This is a genomic window from Streptomyces sp. NBC_00846, from assembly GCF_045207325.1.
Taxonomy (GTDB): Bacteria; Actinomycetota; Actinomycetes; order Streptomycetales; family Streptomycetaceae; genus Streptomyces.
Map to the genome: position 1 here is coordinate 531339 of NZ_CP108846.1, position 15097 is coordinate 546435.

The 15097-nt window shown below is 70.5% G+C and carries 12 protein-coding genes and 3 pseudogenes; 7 read left to right on the forward strand and 8 right to left on the reverse strand.

Going from position 1 to position 15097, the window contains the following annotated elements:
• Positions 1-59: 59 nt before the first annotated feature.
• The 5 genes from OG936_RS02525 to OG936_RS02545 all read right to left on the reverse strand — a co-directional run bounded on the left by OG936_RS02525 (position 60) and on the right by OG936_RS02545 (position 5552).
• Entirely contained in the window at positions 60-1424 is a 1365-nt protein-coding gene (locus OG936_RS02525) for a pyridoxal phosphate-dependent decarboxylase family protein (protein WP_406492220.1), read from the reverse strand.
• Positions 1425-1466: 42 nt separating this feature from the next.
• Positions 1467-2312, reverse strand: a complete 846-nt coding sequence (locus tag OG936_RS02530) for a fumarylacetoacetate hydrolase family protein (protein WP_406492222.1) — start codon at positions 2310-2312, stop codon at positions 1467-1469.
• Between the two features lie 9 nt (positions 2313-2321).
• Positions 2322-3257, reverse strand: a complete 936-nt coding sequence (locus OG936_RS02535; RefSeq protein ID WP_406492224.1) for a 3,4-dihydroxyphenylacetate 2,3-dioxygenase — start codon at positions 3255-3257, stop codon at positions 2322-2324.
• A complete protein-coding gene (locus tag OG936_RS02540; RefSeq protein ID WP_406492226.1) occupies positions 3250-4719 on the reverse strand; it encodes an aldehyde dehydrogenase in 1470 nt (489 codons plus the stop codon). The genes OG936_RS02535 and OG936_RS02540 overlap by 8 nt, the downstream gene beginning before the upstream one ends.
• 212 nt (positions 4720-4931) lie before the next feature.
• Positions 4932-5552, reverse strand: coding sequence for a MarR family winged helix-turn-helix transcriptional regulator (locus tag OG936_RS02545; RefSeq protein ID WP_406492227.1), 621 nt, complete (start codon positions 5550-5552; stop codon positions 4932-4934).
• Between the two features lie 225 nt (positions 5553-5777).
• Between OG936_RS02545 and OG936_RS02550 the strand changes: the two genes are divergently transcribed.
• From OG936_RS02550 to OG936_RS02570, 5 genes and pseudogenes are all read left to right on the forward strand, one after another.
• On the forward strand, positions 5778-7133 hold the full coding sequence (locus OG936_RS02550) for a glutamine synthetase family protein (RefSeq protein ID WP_406492229.1): 1356 nt from the start codon (positions 5778-5780) through the stop codon (positions 7131-7133).
• Between the two features lie 394 nt (positions 7134-7527).
• Positions 7528-8557, forward strand: a pseudogene (locus OG936_RS02555) (amino acid permease); the annotation flags it as partial.
• A 597-nt stretch (positions 8558-9154) separates the two neighbouring features.
• Positions 9155-9895, forward strand: a complete 741-nt coding sequence (locus OG936_RS02560; RefSeq protein WP_406500302.1) for a hypothetical protein — start codon at positions 9155-9157, stop codon at positions 9893-9895.
• Between the two features lie 130 nt (positions 9896-10025).
• Positions 10026-10463 (forward strand): annotated as a pseudogene (locus OG936_RS02565) (hypothetical protein); the annotation flags it as partial.
• 10 nt (positions 10464-10473) lie between these two features.
• On the forward strand, positions 10474-11118 hold the full coding sequence (locus tag OG936_RS02570; protein ID WP_406492230.1) for a protein-L-isoaspartate(D-aspartate) O-methyltransferase: 645 nt from the start codon (positions 10474-10476) through the stop codon (positions 11116-11118).
• Positions 11119-11123: 5 nt separating this feature from the next.
• On the opposite strand, the gene OG936_RS02575 is transcribed toward OG936_RS02570, so the two are convergent.
• Positions 11124-11576: a YbhB/YbcL family Raf kinase inhibitor-like protein gene (locus tag OG936_RS02575; RefSeq protein ID WP_406492232.1), complete on the reverse strand. Its 453-nt coding sequence runs from the start codon at positions 11574-11576 to the stop codon at positions 11124-11126.
• 110 nt (positions 11577-11686) lie between these two features.
• On the opposite strand from OG936_RS02575, the gene OG936_RS02580 reads away from it, so the two are divergent.
• Positions 11687-12247: a nucleoside-triphosphatase gene (locus OG936_RS02580; protein WP_406492233.1), complete on the forward strand. Its 561-nt coding sequence runs from the start codon at positions 11687-11689 to the stop codon at positions 12245-12247.
• Positions 12248-12795: 548 nt separating this feature from the next.
• Positions 12796-13103: pseudogene (locus OG936_RS02585) on the forward strand (SAM-dependent methyltransferase); the annotation flags it as partial.
• Between the two features lie 36 nt (positions 13104-13139).
• Here the strand turns inward: OG936_RS02585 and OG936_RS02590 are convergent.
• Positions 13140-14624: a DEAD/DEAH box helicase gene (locus OG936_RS02590; protein ID WP_406492234.1), complete on the reverse strand. Its 1485-nt coding sequence runs from the start codon at positions 14622-14624 to the stop codon at positions 13140-13142.
• Between the two features lie 171 nt (positions 14625-14795).
• Positions 14796-14999: a cold-shock protein gene (locus OG936_RS02595; protein WP_361458513.1), complete on the reverse strand. Its 204-nt coding sequence runs from the start codon at positions 14997-14999 to the stop codon at positions 14796-14798.
• Between the last annotated feature and the right edge of the window lie 98 nt (positions 15000-15097).

Below are 15097 nucleotides of genomic sequence, written 5' to 3' on the forward strand. Positions count from 1 at the left end.
TGCCGGGCTTCCGGCTCACCGTCGGCCGGGCCGTGGTGAGCCGGAAGCACCCGGGACGGTCATGAGCGGACGAGCCGCTCCAGCCGCTGGTGCAGGTCCTCGACATACGTCTCGGATTCGGGCTTCATCAGCACGCTGCGCAGGATCCGTGCGCCATCGGCGTCGGCGGTGATCTTCGGGTGGCGGGCAGTGAAGCGCTCGGCGCCGACGCGGAGGGTGCTGAGGAAGACCGGATCCTGGCTGTCGGTCATCCCTTCCCGCATGATCCGGTCGCTGGCCGCGTCGATCTTCGACAGACTGGTGCCTTCGGTCAGCGGGAAGTAGCTGACGATGTCGAGTTGCGGGGGCTGGTAGAGCTCCAGGTGTTCGGAGCCCTCGATCAGTTCCGCCCAGCGCAGTGCGGCGCGTCGGCCGGCCGCCAGCACCTGGCCCAGCCCCTCGCGGGTGGGCGGCAGCATCTGGAAGGTGAGCCACAGCGCGGCAGCCGCCGCACCCGCCCGGGAGCACTCCAGGCTGATCTCGCCCAGATGCAGTTCCTCGGAGGTGAAGTAGGTGTACGGCGAGTCGTGCAGGTAGAACCGGCCGACCGAGGGGTCGCGGAAGAGGACGGCTCCGCAGCCGTACGGCTGGAGACCGTGCTTGTGCGGGTCCACCACGATGGAGTCGGCCTCGGCGATCGCCCGCCAGGGCTCGGCCGGCAGGCCCTCGGGGCCGTCCGCGTCGGCCAGCAGCGTGAAGAATCCGCCATAGGCGGCGTCGACGTGGATCCGCACGCCGTACCGTTCACGCAGTGCCAGCGCCTCGTGGACCGGCTCGATCGCGCCGAGGCCGGTGGTACCGGCAGTGAGCACCACCGTGCCGACCCGCCCGCCGCGCAGCAGTTCCTCCAGCGCGTCGAGGTCCATGCGGCCGAGGTCGTCGGTGGGGACGGGGAAGCCTTCCACACCGAGAACGCCGCACATGCGGCCGTGGGTGTAATGGGCCTCGGTGCTGTAGGCGATGCCCTTCCCGGGGTGCAGTTCGCGGGCCACGAAGAGGGCTTCGAGGTTGGCGATGGTGCCGCTGGTGGTCAGGTGCCCCAGGTGGGTTCCGTAGCCGAACATGGTGGCCAGCTGCTGGACGACCTCACGCTCCATGTCGGCGGTGGCCGGCCCGCCGTCCAGGGCGTGGTTGTTCGGGTTGATCAGCATGGCGGTCAGGTAGCCCACCACGGCCGCCGGGTGGGGCGGCTTGAGCATCTGGCCCGCGTAACGGGGGTGGAAGAAGGGGTAGTTGTCCTTCAGCCGCTCGGTGAAGGTCTCGAACGCGGCGGCGAACCGGTTGTCGTCGACGGCCAGCGCCGGGTGCGGGTCGAAGGGGCCGAAGGCCTTCGCCCACTCGGCGTTCGATTGGACGGCCGCGGCCAGCCACTTGGTCAGGTCCATTCGGTCGCTCTCCTTGATCTGGTGCGTTGTTGTGGTTCGGGATCAGCGCTTGGGCGGGCGGACACCGCGGAACTCCCAGTCGCCACCGAGCGCGGTGGACAGCACTTCCTCGGACTCGGTGGGCTGGGCTCCGACGTCGGTGCGGATGGGGGTGGGGCCGGTGACGATGTGGTTGGTGAGGCGTCCAAGGCCTTCAACCTCGACCTCGACGACGTCGCCCGGCTGGACGGGGCGCGAGTTGGCCGGGGTGCCGGAGAGGAGAACATCGCCGGGGAAGAGGGTGATGGTGCGGGCGATGTCGGCGACGAGGTAGTGCATGTCCCACGTCATCTCGTCCGTCGAGCCGTCCTGGACGACCTGGCCGTTGACGTACGTGCGCAGCCGCTTGCCGTGGAAGTCCCAGTCGGTGACCAGGCCGGGGCCGAGCGGGCAGAGGGTGTCGGAGCCCTTGACGCGGAGCATGGAGCCGGCGTCGGTGTCGCGGAAGTCGTGCAGGCCGTAGTCGTTGGCGATGGTGTAGCCGGCGATGCACTCCCCCGCCTCGGCCGGGGAGACGTTCCGTGCCGTCCTGCCGATGACGATGGCGACCTCGCCCTCGTAGTTGAGCCACTTGCAGCCCTCGGGGCGCACGATCGCGCCTTTGTGGGAGTTCAGGGCCGAGGTCGGCTTGTGGAAGTACGTGGGGGTGTCGGGCAGGCCGATCTGGAACTCCTCGACCCGGCTGCGGTGGTTGAGGTGGACTGCGATGACCTTGGACGGGACGGCTGGAGGCAGGTGCTGCGCCTGCTCGGTCTTCACGCGGCGGCCGTCCGCGGCGACCAGTTCGTCCCCATCGACGGTGACCTGGACGGCCGCGCCGTCCAGCAGAATGCGGCGGTACTCAGGCATGACGGACTCCTAGATGGGGCTGCGCGAAGAGTGTGCGGACGGGGAGGCGGGCAGGTCGGTGCCGGTCCAGCCGTTGGCCGGGCGGTCGAACCAGAGGTGGGCCTGACCGGTACCGACGGAGTTCTCGTACTCGCCGTACTGGCGGGCCTTCGCCATGCACGCCTGCTCGCCGAGCGCGCCGGCCATCATCAGATAGTGGAAGAACTTCGCCTCCGGCTTGTACTTCCAGAACTCGTCCATGGTTTCGAGTACCCTGTCGTGCCGGCCCTCCTTGAACCAGGCGATCCGCTCCTCGTCGGCCGCCCGTGCCTCGGGCGTGAAGATGTGAACGGGATCGCTGGCCTCGTGATCACGAAGCTCGCGCAGCGGCCAGAAAGTGTGCGACAGCGCGCCGGAGGCGATCAGCATCACCCGGCGGCCCGGGGTGGCGGCGATACCGTCCGCGAGCGCGCGGCCCAGGCGCAGATGGTCCTCCATGTCGCCGGTCTGACAGACCCCGATGGTCACCCACCGCTTGTCGGGCAGACCCTCACCGAGAAACTTCCACAGGTTGATGGTGGCGTAGTAGACCGGCAGGTACGCGTCGTCGATCGGCGTGATGAACGTACCGTGCTTGTCGGCGAACGAGGCGATGTTGTGGGCGAGTTCGGGGTCGCCGGGAAAGTCGTACGGCATGCGGCACATGCCGCGCGGCAGCTCCTCGGAGGTGAACAGGCCCGCCCGCCGGTCCTGCGCGGCGACGACGAACTCGACGGTGGTCGCCCAGTGAGAGTCCAGGACGACGACGGTGTCGTAGTCGTCGCGCTCGAAGACGTCCCGGCGCAGCTGCTCCAGGCCGGTGACGAGGGTGATCTCCTTGCCCTCGTTCAGCTCCAGCCGCTCCTCCTCGGGGAGCACGATGGTGGGGACGTGGGCGAGCAGGCCCGCCCCGACGATCTCACCCATGGTTCTTCCATCCCTGCGGGGCGGCGACGGTGTTCTTCACGTCGCAGTAGAAGTCGAAGCTCCAGGTGCCGCCTTCTCGGCCGACCCCGGACTGGCGGGAGCCGCCGAACGGGGCCTGGAGGTCGCGCACGAAGAAGCAGTTGACCCACACGGTGCCCGCGACGAGCTGTCCGCTGACGCGTTCGGCGCGCTCCGGGTCGCCGGTGGCGACGGTGGCGGCCAGCCCGAAGCGGGTGTCGTCGGCCAGACGGACGGCTTCCGCCTCGGTGGTGAAGGTCTGCAGGGTCAGTACCGGGCCGAAGACCTCCTCCTGCACGATCTCCGAGTTCTGGGCAACGTCCGTGAGGAGGGTCGGCGCGTAGTACCGGCCCTCTTTGCGGTGACCGCCGATGACCGCGCGGGCCCCCGCCTCGACGGCCCGCTCCACGAAGCCGTCGATCTTCTCCAGTTGCCGGACGTGGATGTTGGGGCCGATGTCGGTGGCCTCGTCGCGCGGGTCGCCCTGTTTCAGCGCGCTCGCCTTCTGCACGAAGCGACGGGTGAACTCCTCCGCGACGGACTCCTCGACCAGCAGTCGAGTGGCCGCCAGGCACACCTGGCCGGCGTTGTCGAACTGCTCCACCGCCAGGCCCACGGCCAGGTCCAGGTCCGCATCGGCGAACACCAGCAGCGGTGATTTGCCGCCGAGTTCGAGGCTGAGCGGGGTGAGGTTGGCGGCGGCCGACGCGGCGATCCGCCGGGCCGTCGGCACGGAGCCCGTGAAGCTGATCCGCCGCACGTCCGGATGCGAGGTCAGCGCGTCGCCGATCTCGGCGCCGTAGCCCTGGACGACGTTGAGGACACCGGCGGGCAGTCCTGCCTCGGCGGCGATGTCCGCGAGCAGCGAGGCGGTCAGCGGGGACCACTCGGCGGGCTTGAGGACCACTGTGTTGCCGGCGGCCAGGGCCGGGGCGACCTTCCAGGTGGCCAGCATCAGCGGGGCGTTCCACGGGGTGATCAGTACGCAGGGGCCGGCGGGGTCCCAGCTGACGTGGTTGGTATGGCCCCGGGTCTCGAAGTCCTCGTGGCCCAGCTTCAGCAGCCGGTCCGCGAAGAAGCGGAAGTTGTGCGCGACCCGGGGCATCACGCCGCGCCGGTGGGAGCGGAGCAGGGCGCCATTGTCGGCGGTCTCAACGATCGCCAGGTCCTCGATGCGCTTCTCCACACCGTCGGCGATCGCGTGCAGGATCCGGGCGCGTTCGGCGCGCGGGGTGGCGGCCCAGCCGGGGAAGGCGGCCTTCGCGGCAGCCATCGCGGCCGCCGCCTCCCTCGTGGTGCCCCGGGAGATCTCACCCAGAACGCCGCCGTCGATCGGTGAGATGTCGGTGAACGTCTCGGCGGAGGCAACGCGTTCGCCTCCGATCCAGTGCCGGGTGTCTACCGGCACCCCGGCGACGACAGCTGCTTGGGGCTCGCGGGTCATGTCCCAACCTCCAGTTCGTTTGAGTCCAAATAACCAGCCCACTCGCCGGAGCGTCAAGGGATTCCGCACTTTATTTGGGGTCAAACGTTTTCCCCGGATTGCCGTGCCTCCGGGAGACAGCGGACCCGACGGAGTGCGGGTACCACCGTCTCCGGTCATGAGCGCGATGCCCGGCGGACACACCGACGGGAGCCCGGGCCCCGACGGTCCGGCTACGGGCGCGGGCGGCGGCCCGAGCGACGCGGGGCGAGCTTCTCGCCGTCGAGCAGTTCCCGCCTGCGCTGCTCGCCGTGCTCCTCGAGACGGCTGACGATGGCGCGCAGACTGTCGGCGAGCTGGAGGCACTCCTGGGCACTGAGCGGGGCGGCGACGAACGCCTCTTCCGCGTTGAACGCCGGGAACAGCCCCTCCATGAGCTTCTCCCCCTGAGGGGTCAGCGAGAGGAGGACCCGGCGGCGGTCCTCGTGGTGAGCGGAACGGGAAACGAGGCCGCGCGATTCGAGGGTGCGGGAGATGCCGGTCAGCGTGCCCTTGGAGATGCCCGCCTCCTCGGCCACCGACCAGGTCTCCGCCTCGCCCCAGATCCACAGCACCCACAGCACCACGAAGCCGGTCCACGTCAGTTCGTGCGGACGCAGCACCGAGTTCTCCAGATGCTGACGGACGGCCGCGGCGGCCCGGTGGATGTTGCCCACCGCGGCCATGGCCTCGTGCTGCAACGCGAGACCGCCCAGCCGCCGCCGCACGGCCTGCTCGGTCTCGGTGATGGATCGGCGGGGCCCGGACACAGGCTTCTCCTCAACTGTCGGGGGCGGCAAGGACCGCCGATGCATTCGTTCGCGGCCAAAGGTATCTCCGCAGCCCCTGGACCCGACGGCCTCCGACCCGTACGGGGATACACAAATTCTCCTCGACCCCCTTGTGGGCACCGCACCCGACTCTTATCGTTTGGCATCAAATGATTGCCCTGGCCCAAGCCGGCCGGCCCACAGACCGCATCATCGCCGCGCGGGCAAATCGAACCGTATGCACGTCTCGCCGCACCCCTGGAGTATCCCTTGAGCGCCCATACCGACGCCCAGGTCCGACAGATGATGGAGACGCTCGACGCCGAGGGGATCGATGTCCTCCGCGTCACCTACCCGGACCTGATGGGGTCCGACCGCAGCCGGGACATCATGCTGCACCATCTGCTGCACGCGGCCGGACACGGCCTCGCCTTCAGCCGCGCCGTCTATCACACCGGCGCCCTGGGCGATCACTCCGACATCGCCGGCGGCCTCGAAGCCGGCATGCCCGACGTCCTGGTGCGCCCGGACCTGGACACCGTCGTCCCGCTGCCGTGGGAGCCGAACGCGGCCTGGTGCATCGGCGACGTACGGGACCCGGCTACCGGCCGGAGCGTGCCCGAATCCCCCAGGGACCTGCTGCGCCAGGTCCTCACCCACCTCAACGACGCGGGCCTGACCGCGCTCGTCGGCCCGGAACTGGAATACGTCCTGCTCGAGCCGGACGCCGTTGCACTCACCGGGTGGCGGCGCTACGCCCCCGCCCCGGGCAACGTCTACACCACCGGCCGCCGCGCCGACCCGGACGGCCACCTCCTGCGCACCATGCGCGCCCTGCACAAACTCGGTCTGGACGTCAGCGGCGGCAACCGCGAGTTCGACGGCGGGCAGTTCGAGATCAACCTCAACCACTCCGAAGCACTCCACGCCGCGGACCGTGCCTTCCGGTTCAAGGTCGCGGTCAAGGAACTCGCCCGTGCCGAGGGCCGGCTGGCGACGTTCATGGCCAAGCCGTCCAACGACGGCGGCGGATCGGGTTTCCACCTGCACGTCTCCCTGATCGACGCGGACGGAACCAATGTCTTCGACGCCCCCCACGAGGCCCACGGACTCTCAGCCACGGCCCGCCACGCCCTGGCCGGCGTCCTCGCACACGCGCCCGCGCTGTCCGCCCTGCTCAACCCCACCGTCAACTCCTACAAGCGGTTCGGCCCCGACACCACCGCCCCGTGGCTGATCAACTGGGGCCTGGACAACCGCAACGCCATGGTGCGCATCCCGCCGGAGCGCGGTGCCGCCTCCCGGCTGGAGGTCCGCCTCGGCGACGCCACGGCCAACTCGTACCTCGCCACCGCCGGCCTCCTGGCCGCCGTCCACCTCGGCATCACCGCCGCCGCCGAGCCCCCCGCACCGGCGACCGGCCACGCCGCCGACACCGGCGCCGCCGACCGGCTGCCCACCGACCTCGGCCAGGCCCTGGACGCCCTCGAGGCCGACGCCCAGCTCACCGGCGTCCTCGGCAAGGCGTTCGTCGACGCCTTCCTGACCTTCAAGCGGGACGAACTCGCCCGGTTCCACAAGTACGTCACCGACTGGGAGTTCCGCGAGTACGCCCAGATCAACTGAGACCGCCCACTCCCCGCTTCCGTTCACCCGACTCAACCACCTGCTCGGCGCCTCACCGCGTTTCCACCCGACCCCGCACGGCGCCCCACCCCGCCTCCGCCTGGTCCAGCACGGCGCCCCACCCTCTCCGCCTGATCCAGCACGGCGCCTCGCCCCCTCCGTCTGATCCAGCACGGCGCCCACCCCGCCTCCGCCGCCTGGTCCAGCACGGCGCCCCACCCTTCCTCCGCCGCTTCCCGCAGGCCGGCCGTCGCCGCAGCGCTGCCACCACATTCCTTCCGCAGCCTCGCCCTGCCCCGCCACCATCCGCGCGGGCCGGGTCCTCGCTCATACCCCCGCCGGAGCGAGGTGCCGCGTCCGTACGTCAGCCCACTCCTTTGCGAGGGACCTCCCGATGGCATTTCGCACGTCGAACGACACCAGGACGTCCCGCCCGGCAGACCCACAGGCAGAAAGCTGCCCCCAGCCCGGCGCCCCCGCCCTGGGCGCCGGCCTCAAGCGACGCCACGTCACCATGCTGGCCATCAGCGGCGCCATCGGAGCCGGCCTCTTCCTCGGCGCCGGGGCAGGCATCCACACCGCCGGACCCGGCATCCTCATTTCCTATACGCTGGCCGGCCTGCTCATGGTCCTCGCCATGCGCATGCTCGCGGAAATGGCCGTCGCCCAGCCCAACAGCGGCTCCTTCTCCGTCTACGCCGAAAAGGCCTTCGGCCGCTGGGCCGGCTTCACCGTCGGCTGGCTGTACTGGTGGCTCCTGGCCGTCGTCGTAGCGGCCGAGGCCACTGGAGCGGCCGCCATCGCCCACAGCTGGCTGCCGCCATTCCCCAGTGGGCCTTCGTCCTCGCCTTCATGGCAGCCCTCACCGGCGTCAACCTCTTCAGCGTCGGCCGCTTCGGCGAGTTCGAGTTCTGGTTCGGCGCCATCAAGGTCACCGCGGTCGTCGCCTTCCTCGTCCTCGGCTCCCTCGCCGTCTTCGGCCTGCTGCCCGGAGCCCAGGCGGTGGGGATGACCAACCTGACCGACCACGGCGTCTTTCTCCCGCACGGCGTGAACGGCGTACTGACTGGGCTGCTCGCGGTCGTCTTCTCCTTCGGCGGCATGGAACTCGTCACCATCGCCGCCGCCGAGTCCCCGACCCCTCCCAGGCAGTCGCCAAGACCACCCGCACCGTCATCGTCCGCCTGCTGATCTTCTACATCGGCTCCGTCGCCCTCATGGTGCTGCTGCCCTGGAGTTCCGCCTCCGCCGCCACCAGCCCGTTCGTCAGCGTCCTGCGGCAGATCGGCATCCCGGCCTCCGCGGCGCTGATGAACGTCATCGTTCTCACGTCCCTGCTCTCGGCCCTGAACTCCAACCTTTACGGCGCCTCCCGCATGGCCTTCTCCCTGGCCCAGCGCCGCGAGGCACCCCAGGTCCTGCTTCCGACCTGGTTCGCCACCTCGGCCACGGAGCCCGGCTGCTCAGCTCCCTGCTGTCCCGGCCTGCGGCCTGGCGTTGGACGGCCTGGCCTGGTCACCGCCGCCATGCTCACGATGGGCCGGCTGCTGCCGGCCGGCGCCCGACCGCCCCGCGTTCCGCACCGCTTTGCGCTCGTCGAGCTCCATCGCCCCCGGGGGCGCGCATCATCGAAGGAGGGGAGAGACCAACGACGAGGAGTGGCGATGAGGTTGTCGTTCCTTGAACCCCTCTACGCGGAGCCGGGCCCGTTCGCCTCCGTATACCTGGACACCTCCCGAGACGTCGAGCATCCCGAGCGGACGATCGCGCTGCGCTGGCGGCGGCTGCGCGAGAGCCTGTCCCGTCAGGGCTCGGACCGGGCGCTGCTGAACGCACTGGAGGAGGCGGTCGGTACCGACACGGGGGTTCCGGGGGTGCACGGTCAGGCCATCTTCGCCGCCCACGGCACACTCGTCCTGGACGGGGAGCTGCCCAGGCCGCCCGAGCGCGACTCCGCGCGCTACAGCACCCTGCCGGACACGATGCCCCTGGTCACCCAGTACGTTCCGGAGATCCCCTACATGGCCGTGGTCGTCCACTACCGCGGCCTTCCGACCGCCGAGACCCACGGCTGGGTAACTCTGGAGGCGGAGACCGGCACCTGGCCCGCGTCCACCGTCACCCCGGGTGAGCGGCTGCACCGCAGGGTCGAGGTGGCGACCTGGCACCGCACCTCCCTCCGGCTCGGCCACCGGCTGGACGAACGGGCGCGGCGCGCCCATGCCGACGCCGTCGTCGTGGGCGGGGACGAGTGGGCGTGCAACGTACTGATCCGCCGCCTGCCGCACACCCTGCGGGACAAGGTCGTACGCGTGGGCGGCCGGACCCCCACCGACACCGGACGCGCCCTGTTGGAGCCGCAGCTCGACGGCGTCTTCCGCGGCCGCATGGCCGCGCACGACCGGGAACTCGTGGACATCTTCATCGGCCGGCGTGCCCTGGACGGACCCATGACGGAGGGGCTGGCCGCGACCGTCGCCGCCCTCCAGCGCGGCCAGGTCGCGGCACTGCTGCTGAACCGGCCGCCAGGATCTTCACTGCAGCTCTGGGCGGGCTCCCAGCCCACTCACCTCGCCCTGACCGAGGCGGAGCTGATGTCCTTCGGCGTTCGGGCCCCGCGCGAGGAACGTGCCGACGAGGCCCTCGTCCGGGCCCTCGTCGGCACCGGTGCCGAGCTGGTCGTCGTACCGGAGAACGAGCTGAGGCTGTACGAGGGCGTGGGCGCCCTGCTGCGGTACACCGACCCGGGGACCCCGTCCTGACGCCGGCGCGCTGCGCCTCCCGGTTCACGGGTCGCCCCTTGCGCCCGACCGCCCCGGATCGCGCCGCGCGCGGAACGTGCCGACACTGGGCTGGAGCGGCAGCGCGGCGGATGAGCGACGGATGGGGCACATGGACAGGAGCAGGAGCGGCACGGAGGAGACGGACGTCTCGATCACCCCGCCCAAGAGCCGGGCGGTAGCGTTGCCGACGGTGGCCCACGCGCTGGGGTACTCCCTGAGACAGACGACGGTCCGCCGTACGGCGCCGACGCTGATCGACCTCAACCACGCCAAGGGCGTCGACTGCCCGGGCTGCGCCCGGCCGGAACCGGACCCCGCTCAGCGGTGCCGGCACCGGCACCGCAACGAGTATTGCGAGAACGGCGCCGAGCACATGAGCGACGAGGCGACGTCACGACGGATCACGGCCGGGTTCTTCCGGAAGCCCCCGGTCTCCGAGCCGGCCGAACGATCCGCCCGGTGGCTCAACCAGCAGGGCCGGCTCACCGAGCCGATGGTCGAGCGGCCCGGCTCGGACCACTACGAACCCATCGGCTGTGACGCGGCCCCGCAGTCCGATGACCCATGAAGGAACCCCCGAGGACCTGGTCCGCGCGGCCCACGCCGCGGGCGTGACCGACGACCGTCTCCTGGAGGCCGTACGGAGCATCCCCCGGGCGGAATTCGTCCCCGCGGCCGAGGTGGCATCCGCGTACCGGGACACGCCCGTGCCGCTCCCCCACGGGCAGGTGACCACCCAGCCCTCGCTGATCGCCATGATGGTCTCCGCTTTCGGCCTCACCGGAGACGAACAGGTCCTGGAGGTCGGGACCGGATACGGCTGGCAGACCGCGCTGCTGGCCCGATTGGCCGCGTACGTCGTCAGCGTCGAGCGCTGGCCCGACCTGGTCGACGAGGCCCGCTTGCGGCTGGCCGGGCAGGGCGTCGGCAATGCCGAGGTCGTACTCGGCGACGGGACCCTCGGGATGCCGGCCCGTGCCCCGTACGACGCCGTCATCGTCTGCGCGGCCTTCCCGCGAGTGCCTGAGCCGCTCGTGGATCAGCTCCGCACCGGTGGCCGGCTCGTCCAGCCGATCGGGCAGGGCGGGCAGGAGCGCGTCGAGCTGTACGAGCGGCGGGCCCGCGGCCTGGTGCAACGCAGGACGGTCACCGCGGCCCGGTTCGTCCGGCTGTACGGCGCCCATGGCTACAACCAGCGGTGACGCGCTCAGCGCTGATAGGTCCCGACCAGAGTGCCGGAGGCCAGCTCCCTGCCCTTCAGGGCACGGTGCACGTCCTCGGCGCCCGGGTGGTCGTGCAGCGGCAGCGGCTCGGACAGGGCGTACAGGCGGAAGAAGTAGCGGTGCGGCCCGTGCCCCGGTGGAGGCATCGGCCCTCCCCAGCCCACGCGGCCGAAGCCATTGGGCCACGGCAGGCCCCCCTGGGGCTTCTGACCCTCCGCCGCCCCGGTGGCCCTCGGATCGATGCCGGTCACCAGCCAGTGCAGGAAGGTCGTCCCCGGCGCGTCCGGGTCCTCGCACAGGAGCACCAGCTCCGTGGTCTCGTTAGGCACCCCCGACCAGGTCAGGGGCGGTGAGATGTTCTCACCCTCGCCACTGTACCGACGGGGGATCACTGTTTTGTCGTCGAACGCGGTGCTGCTGAGTTCAATTCCGCTCATGCGCGCCGCCATACCCGCAACGGCGGCACCGGCACCGGTTCGCACCCCAAATCCCCCGTTCGGCCGAGCCCACCCGGGCCGCTTCCGAAAGCGGGAGCGAAGATGGCAGTGTGCCGACAAGGATCCTGCTCGAGGGCCGCCCTGGCGCGGGCAAGACGACCGCCCTCCGCCGGCTGGCCGCGCTGCTGCCCACTCACGCGGCCACCGGCTTCACCACGGAGGAGATCCGGCAATCCGGCGCCCGCGTCGGATTCGCCCTGGAGACCCTGGCAGGCCGGCGGGAGGTGCTCGCCCATGTGGATCTGCCTGGTCCGCCACTGGTAGGGAAATACGGCGTCGACCTGGGCGTCATGGAAGGACTGGCGCTGCCATCGCTTCGGCCGGCAGCAACCGAGGAGGCAACAGGGCGGCTGGTGCTCATCGACGAGCTGGGGCGGATGGAACTGGCGTGCACGGCGTTCCGGCACGCGGTCGGCGCGCTGTTCGTCGCAGAGGTCGACGTCGTCGCCACGGTCCACACGCACCGCGATCCGTTCACCGACGCCCTCAAGCGGCGCGCCGACATCGAGGTCGTCCAGCTCACTCCGGCAAACCGGGACGTCCTGCCGGAGGAGCTCGCGGCCCGGCTGCAGCAGCCCCGGACGCACGGGAGGCCTCCCTCTCACGGATGAGAGACCGGTCTCCGACCCCCTCCTCGGTCGTGCGGATCCATGGTGGCCTGGTACTCGGCGACGCGCTCGACGAGACGAAGAGGGCTGCGGGATCGTTTCCGGCGTGACTGCTCCGGTAGTCGCGGGGGCGGGGACGCTGTCGGGTGTCCCGGTCGCGGGTACGTCGGCCAGTGCGACTGTGATCCGTGCGAGGAGGGTCTCCCGGGGGCTCATTTCGCCGCTCCTTCTCGGGTGCGGCGCCACCTGGCCCGGAAGGACTCGCGGGGCTGTACGGGTGTGTCACGGGTGTCCGGCCAACGGCTCAGGGGGCCTGGCAGCCGGCCGCTGGTGCCGCCCGCGCCCAGCCGGCCGTGGCTGGTGCGTCGCGCCGGCAGCCCGAGAGCCTGGCCGGACGCCCGATCAGGAGTCGTAGCGCTCGGTTACCACCATCGTCGTCCCCGCGAGCGCCGTTCCCACCGGTGTAGTCGCCTTCGACGGCCGGCTCACCGCCGGACGCCGATAGAAGAAACCAACCGAGTCCCACCGTCCGCCGGTCCGCCGTACACACCCTGCCACCGCTGCGGTTCCTGCCGCCCGGGCAGGTCGCGGTGCCGTTCGACGTCTCCGAGCGGCGTCTCGGCTTCGACACCTTCGACCTGCTCGAACAGATCCTCGTCTCGCGCCAACTCACCCGCGACGGCGACGACGGCCACTACCACCGCACGAACTCCCGGCACCGGTACGCCTGGCCGACCAAGCTCGACCTCGTGGCACGGGTCGCAGGGCTCGAGCCGGAACGGCGCGTCGCGGACTGGGACGGGGCGCCGTTCACCCAGGCTCCGCGAAGCACATCTCCGTGTGGCGCAAGTCGGCTTGAGTCACGCACACAGCGTGCGAGGGCACCGTTGCCGAGCTATGCGCCACGACGGACCCGGGCGGCCATGCGGGCCTCGGCGATCTGGCGGGCCTCAGCAGACCGGCGAGACTCGCCACCGCCGCCGGCCCGCCCCGGGCGGGTGCCCAGACCGCGGAAGGGGGCGCCGCCGCGCTTCGGGCTCTCCGTGACCGGCCCGCTGCCGCCGACGGGGACACCGGAGGGAGCCTGGGCGCCAGTGATGCGGCTCAGCTCGGCCTCGCCGGAGCGGACCTGCGTGATCTGCGGCCTGATGCCCGCGTCGGACATGAGACGGGCCATGTCCCGGCGCTGGCCGGGGAGGACCAGTGTGACGACACTGCCGGACGCGCCGGCGCGGGCTGTACGGCCGCCGCGGTGCAGGTAGTCCTTGTGGTCGCCGGGCGGGTCGACGTTGACGACGAGATCGAGGTCGTCGATGTGGATGCCCCGAGCCGCGACGTTGGTGGCCACGAGGGCCGTGACGTCGCCGGTCTTGAACTGTGCCAGGGTGCGGGTGCGCTGGGGCTGCGACTTGCCGCCGTGCAGCGCCGCGGCCTTCACGCCGCTGCTCAGCAGGTGCTTGGTGAACTGGTCGACAGCATGCTTGGTGTCCAGGAACATGATCACGCGCCCGTCGCGGGCCGCGATCTCGGTGGCGGTGGCGTACTTGTCGGCGCCGTGCACCTGCAGCACGTGATGCTCCATCGTGGTGACCGCACCCGCCGACGGGTCGACCGAATGGACCACCGGGTCATGGAGGTAACGACGGACAAGAAGGTCGATGTTACGGTCCAGCGTGGCCGAGAACAGCATGCGCTGGCCGTCGGGACGTACCTGGTCCAGCAATTCGGTGACCTGCGGCATGAAGCCCATGTCCGCCATCTGGTCGGCCTCGTCCAGGACGGTGATGTTCACCCGGTCCAGGCGGCAGCTCTTGCGCTCGATGAGATCCGCGAGGCGGCCAGGAGTCGCAACGACCACCTCGGCCCCGGTACGCAGTGCGCCGGCCTGCCTGCCGATCGACATGCCGCCGACCACAGTGGCCAGCCGCAGCTTCAGCAACCGGGCGTACGGGGCGAGCACATCGGTGACCTGCTGGGCCAGCTCGCGCGTGGGGACGAGGATCAGGGCCAGTGGCTTCCGCGACTCCGCACGCTGCCCGGCCGTCCGCACCAGGAGCGCCAGACCGAAGGCGAGCGTCTTGCCCGATCCGGTGCGCCCGCGGCCCAGGACGTCACGCCCTGCGAGGGAGTTCGGCAACGTGGCGGCCTGGATCGGGAACGGCTCGTTCAGGCCGAGGCTGGTGAGCATCTTCAGCAACTCGACTGGCATGTCCAGTTCACCGAAGGTCGCGGCCGCAGAGAGGGCCGGGGTGACGGTGACCGGCAGCGCGAACTCCCCCTGTGGTGCGGAGGAGCGGCGCCCGGTATCGCCTGGACTGACGCCAGGGCGCCTCTGGTCCTGTGGGCGGAAACGGTCGTTCGTGCGAGCTGAACGGCTCATGGAGAACCTTCCTCGACAGGGCGCGCATCGAGGAATTTCCGACAGGATGAGCCGGATGAATTGCAAGAACGAGCCGAATGTGAGACTAAAAGAATTCCGCCGGAATACAGGAAGCAGAAAGCCAGGGCCCCAACGCAAGGCGGAGCCCCGGCTACTTCATACGCTTCGGCGTCAGGCGGGAGTAATGTTCTCCGCCTGCGGACCCTTCTGGCCCTGCACGACGTCGAAATTCACCTTCTGGCCTTCCTGAAGCTCACGGAAGCCCTGCGTGGCGATGTTCGAGTAGTGGGCGAAGACATCCGGGCCGCCACCGTCCTGCTCTATGAAGCCGAAGCCCTTTTCCGAGTTGAACCACTTGACGGTGCCAGTAGCCATGTCACATCTCCTTGGGGGCAGTGCCCGCGGGCCCACACCGTGTGAACCCCTGCGTTGCCACAATGAACCCCGTCCGGATAAGCACCGGAGATACAAAA